Annotated in this window: 6 protein-coding genes and 1 pseudogene; 4 read left to right on the top strand and 3 right to left on the bottom strand. The window is 45.0% G+C overall.

Annotation, left to right across the window (positions count from 1 at the left end; all coding sequences use genetic code 11):
• From ACBR23_RS20355 to ACBR23_RS20340, 4 genes and pseudogenes are all read left to right on the top strand, one after another.
• Window positions 1-2,765 (top strand): annotated as a pseudogene (locus tag ACBR23_RS20355) (hypothetical protein); the annotation flags it as partial.
• 43 nt (window positions 2,766-2,808) lie between these two features.
• Window positions 2,809-3,651 (top strand): ADP-ribosylglycohydrolase family protein, encoded by an 843-nt coding sequence (locus ACBR23_RS20350; RefSeq protein ID WP_371120356.1) that lies wholly within the window; start codon window positions 2,809-2,811, stop codon window positions 3,649-3,651.
• Between the two features lie 526 nt (window positions 3,652-4,177).
• Window positions 4,178-4,696: a CDP-diacylglycerol--glycerol-3-phosphate 3-phosphatidyltransferase gene (gene pgsA, locus ACBR23_RS20345; RefSeq protein WP_371117272.1), complete on the top strand. Its 519-nt coding sequence runs from the start codon at window positions 4,178-4,180 to the stop codon at window positions 4,694-4,696.
• Window positions 4,697-4,782: 86 nt separating this feature from the next.
• Entirely contained in the window at window positions 4,783-6,234 is a 1,452-nt protein-coding gene (locus tag ACBR23_RS20340; RefSeq protein WP_371117273.1) for a methyl-accepting chemotaxis protein, read from the top strand.
• A 317-nt stretch (window positions 6,235-6,551) separates the two neighbouring features.
• Here ACBR23_RS20340 and ACBR23_RS20335 read toward each other — a convergent pair whose 3' ends face one another.
• The 3 genes from ACBR23_RS20335 to ACBR23_RS20325 form a co-directional block, all read right to left on the bottom strand.
• Window positions 6,552-7,022: a ferredoxin gene (locus tag ACBR23_RS20335; protein ID WP_371117274.1), complete on the bottom strand. Its 471-nt coding sequence runs from the start codon at window positions 7,020-7,022 to the stop codon at window positions 6,552-6,554.
• Between the two features lie 94 nt (window positions 7,023-7,116).
• Window positions 7,117-7,503, bottom strand: coding sequence for a DUF1257 domain-containing protein (locus ACBR23_RS20330; protein ID WP_341736333.1), 387 nt, complete (start codon window positions 7,501-7,503; stop codon window positions 7,117-7,119).
• A 41-nt stretch (window positions 7,504-7,544) separates the two neighbouring features.
• Window positions 7,545-7,754, bottom strand: coding sequence for a DUF2997 domain-containing protein (locus ACBR23_RS20325; RefSeq protein WP_341736332.1), 210 nt, complete (start codon window positions 7,752-7,754; stop codon window positions 7,545-7,547).
• Window positions 7,755-8,148 lie beyond the last annotated feature (394 nt).

Raw genomic sequence — 8,148 nt, 5'->3', positions numbered from 1 at the left:
AATTTGAGGATTCATCTGCATCAAATCAGCCAGTAGTTACCAGTGAATCACCACTAGATAGTCAGGGATTAGATTTGTTTGGAGAACTAGAAGCTGAGGATTCATCTGCATCAAATTCCAGCTTGTCAGGAAATGAGGAAGCGCTAAATGCGACGAACGAGTTGTTTCAAAATCTCTTGCATGAAGATGAATCAGCTACTGAGGCTGGGGATCAAACCCGATCGACATCTGAGCTACCACGGGCTTTGAGAAGCAAGAGAGAAAGTAGTTCCACATCCCAAAGCGCGCCAACTAATTTAGAACCCAGTAATGTCGCCCCTGAAGATTTTTATATCCAAGCTTCACCGGACGAAAACTTGCTCCCCATCGAGTCCTTGGAGGAAGAAGATGTGGATCGCTCCCTGAACTTGGACAGCGATATTCTGGAACAATTGGAGTCGGACCTTTACAGTCTCGAAGGATTAGAAAATACTAGCCCCAGGCTATCCCCAGACTCCACAACAGTCAACTCAGGTTTCTTTGCCGATGCTGAGGCTAACACAGCAAACCCTTTTCCAGAAATGGCAGAGGCAGAACTAGGCACCCTAGAAGATTTGTTCCCAGATATCTTGGAAGAATCATCGGAGGATGAAATTTTTACTTTAGAAGACGATCTGGATTCTGATTTATTGACTCAAGAGGAAGCAGCGAATGTCAGTCTAGACAATATTTTGGCTAGTTTGACCCAAACAGAAGAAAATCCGATTAATTCTGCCAATCCTTCCCCAGAAACTAGCAGATTGCGGTCTCATCCTCCAAAAAGTCAAAAAAAAAACCTAATTTCGATCGAGAGTAAAAAAGCAGCATCAGTTCCCAATTCTGTTGCAAGCTCCATCGCTCCTTCATTCCCCGAATCTCCAACTTCATCGCCCCAGCGCCCCAATTCTCACTGGTATTTAAGCATTGACTTCGGTACCTGCGGGCTTTCGGCGGCTTTGGTCGATCAGCAAAACCATCAGTTGTACCCAATTTACTGGGAGAAACAAACCTCAGAAACATCGCCTAATGATGCTTATGAGCCTGTTACCACTTGTCGCATTCCCTCAGTTGCTGTTTTGGCAAAAACAGCAACTGAGGGTCTAGGACAGCAAATAATGGTCAAGTCAGTGGGCGATCGACCACCGACTTTACTGGTTGGGGAGTTGTTGCTGCAAAATTTCAAACTACCCTTGAAGGTGGGCATTCCCTATCTGCGGGAAACAGGAGTTGTCTATGAGCCTCTGTTGCAGTTTTTCCAGGAGCAGGCTATTTCTATCGCTTTGCCCCTCAACGGTTTGCGGGCGCTGTTGACTACTTTAAATCCCAGCTTGCAGGGGCAGAATGATGATTTGTCAATGCCTAATTTAATCTGTCGAGCTTCGGGATTGGAGAAGGAAACTCTGGATGAAGCGCTGCAAAACTTACAGGGCGTAATTTTGGGGAGTCCGGCCCATTGGTCCGATGCTTATCGGTTTAATCTGCGGGAGGCGGTTTTGGGTGCGGGACTGGTGGCCGCAGGTGAGCAAATTTTTGTGGTGGAAGATGCGATCGCCACTTTGCTTTCTGCGGTAACTCCTGTGACAAATGCCTATTTTGGGCAGTCGGAAACCGGCGAATTGATGAGTGAGGAAAATCCCGAATCTAACCGACAGTTAGTGCTTCATGCTTCGTCTTTTAGCGGGGGAACTTTGATTATAAATGCGGGGGCGACGACAGTAGAATTGGGTTTAGTTGATTTGCCGGAAAATAGTCAACATTTAAGTTATACTGATTTTGCTTGCCAAAGTTTTGCTTTTGCTGGCAATGCTTTCGATCAAGATATTATTTGTCAGTTATTAGCTAAAAATGAAACCTTTGGAATGTCGCTGGATTTACCTCGTCCCGGACATCCAGATTTACCCAGTCGTTATCAATTGCAGCAGGGGTTACAAAGTTCCACTTTTGGTCTGCAATTGTTGGAAGCAGCCAGACATTTGAAGGTGATTTTGCAGCATCAAGAAAGCTTTGTTTTGGATATTGGCGAACAACGTTGGAATGTGCGACGGCAGGATTTGGAAAGTCAGGTTTTAGTGCCTTTTGTGCAGCAGTTAAACCGCGAATTGAATGTTTTGTTGAGCCGTGTCGGAATGTCGCCAGTGGGCATAAATCAGGCTATTTGTGCTGGGGGAATGGGCGCTTGGCCGGCGATCGCCCGTTGGCTGCGACAGAAACTCCCGAATGCGATCGTAGTTCAATACCCAGAATTTGAAGATGTGAAAATCAGTCGCGTTGCTTGCGGATTGGGGAGTGTAGCTGTTTATCCTCAAATTTTAGATGCTTCGAGGCACCAATACGGCAACTTTTTTATCCTGTGGGAATTAATGCAGGTGCTGGGGGAAGCAGCTATGAAGTTTGAGCAAATTTTGCAGTTATTGGAACGCCGTGGCGTGAACACTCGTACCTGTGAGTCCCGGATTTTGGGGATTTTGGCTGGAAATTGGACTGCGGGACTTTTGCCCGATCGCACAGATTTAATGTTGTTAGCGCCGGATTCTCAACAAAATCCTGATTGGGAGGCGATGGGGGCCGCACCGCTGTTCTTTCAAGATGGCGATTCCCTACGGGATAGCTGCGCTTCACGGACCTATAGTTTGAATATCCCACAGGCTTCTATAGTGCGGGAATATTTGACCAAACTCGCCTCTAGCAGTCAGCAAAAAATCTTAGAACCCCTCACAATTGCTTGGGGTGTTCGGACAAATAGTTAATAGATTCCCCATGCTCTATTCCCATTCAATGCAGGAGTAATCGATGTTGTTAGAATTAGCGATCGGCGATGCTTATGGTGCCGGTTTTGAATTTGCCCCGGAGCAGACAATTGAATTGTACAATAATCTCCACGGCTACCTCAAGCATCCCTTCCACGATATCTCACCGGGATGCTACACCGATGATACTCAAATGAGTTTAGCAATTGCTGAAGCGATCGTTAGCCAAGAACCTTGGACACCGGAACTTTTAGCCCGCAAATTCATTGCAGCTTTTCATCGCGATCGCCGACTTGGTTATTCCCGTAAGTTTTACAATTTTTTACTGCAAGTTCAAGACGAAACAGAATTCTTAGCCAAAATTAACTCCGCTAGCGATCGAAGTGGAGCCGCGATGCGAGCTACCCCAATTGGCATTTTTCCTAGTATTAAAAAAGTCATCGAAAATGCTACCATTCAAGCAGCAATTACCCACAATACTGCCGATGGCATTAATGCAGCTAGAGCCGCTGCTTTGATGTCCCATTACTTTATTTATCAGCTAGGTTTCAAGCAGGATTTGGGCAATTTTCTCGAAACACACATAGCTGGTCAATGGTCAATCCCTTGGCAAGGAAAAGTTACATTAACAGGTGTAGTTTGTGTCAGAGCAGCTATTACTGCTGTGATGCGAAATGATAGTATGAGCCAACTGCTCCAAGATTGCATTGCCTTTTCTGGAGATGTAGATACAGTAGCAAGTATTGCTTTAGCCGCTGGTTCTTGTAGCAGGGAAATTGCCCAAGACCTTCCCGACAATCTGGTGCAAGGATTAGAAAATCTATATTACGGTCGAGATTATATCAGAGAACTGGACCAACAATTAATGAATTGTATTGTTAAGTAAAGTGACCGCAAAAATGTTAACTTAAAAGCTTCTTCATTCCTTCTTCCTGAATTTCCCCCCTTGGGGGGGGCAGGGGGGGGTGACCATTGGTGTCAACTTAAGGCCAAACCCTGTCACAGACTACTGTTTGACGATTAAGGCCAGATCCCCCCTAACCCCCCTTAAGAAGGGGGGGACAGGAGTCCGATCAAAGTCCCCCTTTCCCCCTTGGGGGGGGCTAGGGGGGGGTGGGGATTTAGGGGGATCTAGACTCAGGTAAAAACCAGATTTCTCAAGGCTTTCAGGCTTAAGTTGACACCTATGGGGGGTGACTTCTTCCTTCTTCCTGAATTTCCCCCCTTGGGGGGGCAGGGGGGGGTAATATCGTTTCCGGTTGTATCGGAATGATTAAACCACAGAGAACACAGAGGACACAGAGAAAGAGAAGAGAGAAATCATAATTCCGATGTCAACGGATTTGATATAACTTCTTCCTTCTATCTTCTTCCTTCTTCCTTCTATCTTCTTCCTTCTTCCTTCAAAATTTATGAATTTGCCTAATTTAATTACTTTTTCTAGATTGCTGGGAGTGCCTTTTCTCCTGTACGGTTTATACGATCCAAGCGTGCCAAGTCGCTGGATTTGTGTGGCAATTTTTGTGTTGGCGGCGGCTACAGATTGGCTGGATGGCTATTTGGCTCGGAAACTCAATCAAATTACAGATTTGGGGAAGTTTCTCGATCCTTTGGTGGATAAATTGTTAGTGTTAGCGCCACTTTTAGTTTTGATTGAGTTGGGTAGAGTCCCAGCTTGGGGTGTGTTTCTGATTTTGGCAAGGGAGTTGACAATCGCTGGGTGGCGTGTTAATAAAACTAAAATTTCTGGTGCTAATATCTGGGGTAAGCTGAAAACAGTCAGTCAAATTGTGGCGATCGCGCTTTTAATTGCTCCCCTTTCTGAAGCTGGGAATTTTCCTGGATTAATGGCTTTTTGGGTTTCTGTGGCTTTGACTTTGATTTCTGGGCTGATTTATCTTTGGCCGGAACAGGTGGCTGAGGAAAAGTAATATTAAGGCCAATTACTGATAAATATTCTCTGGGTGTTAACCAAATGAATTATACATTTTAATAAAAATATTAAATCTAAAATCCAATGAAATTAGGGATTAGGACTAAATTGTTGGCTAGTTTTGGAGCTTTGACCGCCTTACTCGCAGGTGTGGGGTTTGTCGGTTGGCGCAACACCGTTGAACTAGGACAAGATGCACAGAAATTATACGCATATCAAGTTAAAGGGACAGTGGCTCTAGCTAACTCTGAGTCGGCTTTGTGGAAGTTGCGTTACGGCTTTCCTCAGTTTATCGTTCAACCAGAGAGGCGATCGGCAATTTTAGCCGAAGAGCCAAAGTTATACAAAATAATTGACGATAACCTAGGAGAATACGCCAAAGGTGAAATCGCACCAGAAGAACAAGCTGCTTTCAAAAAAGTGCAAGATGCTTATCAAAGGTATGTTTCAGCCAGACCTCGATGGTTTGAGTTGCAGCAAGCTGGTAAAATTCAGGAAGCTGCTGAGTATCGCGCAGCTACCACAACTCCCTTTGGTGCTGAAACAGTTGAGGCGTTTTCCACACTGATCGAACTCCAGCGAAAAGTTGGAGAAAAAAAACATGATGAGATTGAAGCGAAAATTCGGAGTTTGACAGTGCTGCTGGTGGTGATTCTGGTGTTTGGTTTGTTAGCCGCGGCAGTTCTGACGGCGATCGTCAGCCATGATATTGTTAACCCCATCGTCAAATCTGTGAAGAAGATTGCGGCTTCTTCTACCCAAATCACGGCCGCAGTGGCTCAGCAGGAATACACTGTGTCTCAACAAGCTAATGCTGTGAATCAAACGACTACCACGATGAATGAGTTAAGTGTTGCTTCGGAAGTTTCAGCCAAGCAAGCAGAAGCCTCAGCAGTCTCAGCTCATCAAGCGCTAACATTAGCTGATTCCGGTCGTCAATCCGTAGAAAATACAATGAATGGGATAGTAAATCTTCAAGAAAAAGTCGAAGCCATCGCCAAACAGATTAGTTACTTAAGTGAAAATGCGGTTAAAATTGGTGGAATTTCTGACTTAGTAGCAGATATTGCTAACCAAACTAATATGCTAGCTCTTAATGCCGCCGTCGAAGCAGTCCGTGCTGGCGAAAATGGTAAGGGTTTTTCGGTGGTTGCTACAGAAATTCGCCGTCTGGCTGATGAAAGCAAAAAATCAGCAGAGAAAATTAATGGTCTGGTAACGGAAATTAAAATGGCGATCGACCAAACAGTTAAAGTCACAGAGGAAGGAGCCAAAACAGCGGATAAAAGTATTCAACAAGCCCAAGGAACCACAACAATTTTGGGGGGTGTAGCAGAGTCGATAGACAAGGTATTTTTGAACAACCAACAAATTTCTCTCAATGCTAACCAACAGGCGATCGCCATTCAACAAGTCCTGGAAGCGATGAACAATGTTAACTTAGGCTCGGCAGAAACTGCCACTAGCCTCGCTCAAGTTAAACTATGTACGGAACTGCTCAACGAAACCGCAGCAGAACTTAAAAAGCTATCTTAATTCAAAACCCCGATCGCTCTGTGCACTTATCCAAACTGTCCCTATCTCTCGCGATCGCTTCTTTTATACTCTCTATTCTTGAAGTTAATCCACCGAAAGATATATGGCTCTCTCGGATATTTGGTGAAAAATGTAGCAATCAATACTAAATTTCTTAATCGTGAAAGCTCAAACCCTTGATTTTGCAAAATCATAAGCATTACTTATCACCAAATATCCGAGAGAGCCAATCAGAAGTTCTGCTGGGGGGAATGAATCAGAGAAATAAAAATAGCCCGCAGTGGCGGGCTTTGTGTTTGTATTCTGATTGTTTGATATTAATGGCCGTGTTTGGAGTTGCGATCGCCCAATTTCGCTTTTTGCCGCTGGCGAATACCGGCCCGAACTGTTGCCATATCCACGGGAAAACCAACCACAGGAATCACCTGATCCGGGCGTTCCTTTTCCAGATTCTTGAGTTCGGTGTAATCTACCCAGTGAATGCAATTCACCGGACAAGTATCCATCGCCTCAGCAATCAATTCTTCAGAATCACCATCCTGGCGCACGACGCGCGATCGCCCGTAATCCGGTTCAATGTAAAAGGTATTCCGAGCAACATGAGCGCAATGCTTGCAACCAATGCAGGTAATCTCATCAACGTAGACACCTTTTTGCCGCAACACGCCACCCAACTCTGGTTCAAAACCAGTGCGATCGGGCGCATCTCGCAAAAAACCACCTAACTCTGGTTCAAAACCAGTGCGATCGCCCGCAGTCTCTATTTCAATTCCAGAAATCTCAGACATTTTCGACCTCTTCCAATAACAATAAGTCCGCACAGGCGGACTTTAGATTGTGAATTTATTTGATTGTGCAGCCACTGTTTGAAGCTAGACGCATCTAAGCGCACCAGCGCTGTACCACCAAGCGAATCGAACCATCTTGATTTTGCTTTTGTTCAGAAACTTGGAAACCCTGTTTGGCGCTCTCATTCACCACTGTATGGTAAGCATAGCGCTGAGTTACCTTATTCAGAAAACGGTCTACAGACCAAGCCTGTTGCCAAAATTGCAAGTCAGCGACTAATTCATACTCAGTCCCATTCCAGCTAAAACCTAAGTCATAGCCATTTTCCTGCTCAATAACCACCTCAGCGGTGCTAGTTAGTCCGCGATATCCCCGCACCTGTGTCGGGCCAGACTTCCAGTCGATACCCAAGTCGGTTAAAGCAGCTTCCAAAGAATTCAAATTGCGGATCTGGGTTTTAATTTGGCTAAAGTGTGACATGATGATTCCAAAAAAATTTAAGTGAACTTAACAAAAAAAGATTACCAATCGCTAAAAGCAACTTGGGTTGTGGCTTCGGCTGACTGATGCAGTGTTTGGGTGAAATATTCCGATGTAGACTCTTGATGAAGCACAACTCCAAGCTGGGCTTCGATCGCAGCCGTTACCTCAGCGCAGGATGCGCCCATAATGCCGGTGACTGTTTCCTGTACCCGGCCATCTGGATAAATCACAAACTCTAGTGTTTCCATAGTGTGTTATCGAAAAATGGCTGACTCAATAGGAATAGTGGGATTTAGACATCCGTAGCACTAGGCTAGGGAAGATGCCTGGGGCGTCGCTTCTTGAGGTTGGCGTAACTCGCAAACCCCTAAATCAATTTTGACGAATTGATAGGTTGCGAGTCACAACTTCACAAAAGTTATTAATATCTAGAAGCTTTACGTCAGTTATCTGTAAAGTTTCGCGTACTTTGTGACATCAGTCAATGGGATTTTAGATTTTAGATTATTGTAGAGGCTGACGGTGTTACGCTGTACAACCCTGGACAAACAGGGCATACGTGATAGCAATACTCTCACTATTGATAGAGAGAGCAAAGGAGCCGTCCCTCAAAGCTCGAATCATAATGTTTCGAGCGCCGCC

The organism is Microcoleus sp., from assembly GCF_041354475.1.
GTDB lineage: Bacteria > Cyanobacteriota > Cyanobacteriia > Cyanobacteriales > Microcoleaceae > Microcoleus.
Note: the sequence above shows the minus strand (reverse complement) of the source record. Positions and strands in the feature narration are given on the sequence as shown.

Coding starts and splice junctions, on each gene's coding strand:
- pgsA (WP_371117272.1), top strand. CDS start 4,178: ATGAATTTGCCTAATTTAATTACTTTTTCTAGATTGCTGGGAGTGCCT.
- ACBR23_RS20340 (WP_371117273.1), top strand. CDS start 4,783: ATGAAATTAGGGATTAGGACTAAATTGTTGGCTAGTTTTGGAGCTTTG.
- ACBR23_RS20330 (WP_341736333.1), bottom strand. CDS start 7,503: ATGTCACACTTTAGCCAAATTAAAACCCAGATCCGCAATTTGAATTCT.
- ACBR23_RS20325 (WP_341736332.1), bottom strand. CDS start 7,754: ATGGAAACACTAGAGTTTGTGATTTATCCAGATGGCCGGGTACAGGAA.
- ACBR23_RS20335 (WP_371117274.1), bottom strand. CDS start 7,022: ATGTCTGAGATTTCTGGAATTGAAATAGAGACTGCGGGCGATCGCACT.
- ACBR23_RS20350 (WP_371120356.1), top strand. CDS start 2,809: ATGTTGTTAGAATTAGCGATCGGCGATGCTTATGGTGCCGGTTTTGAA.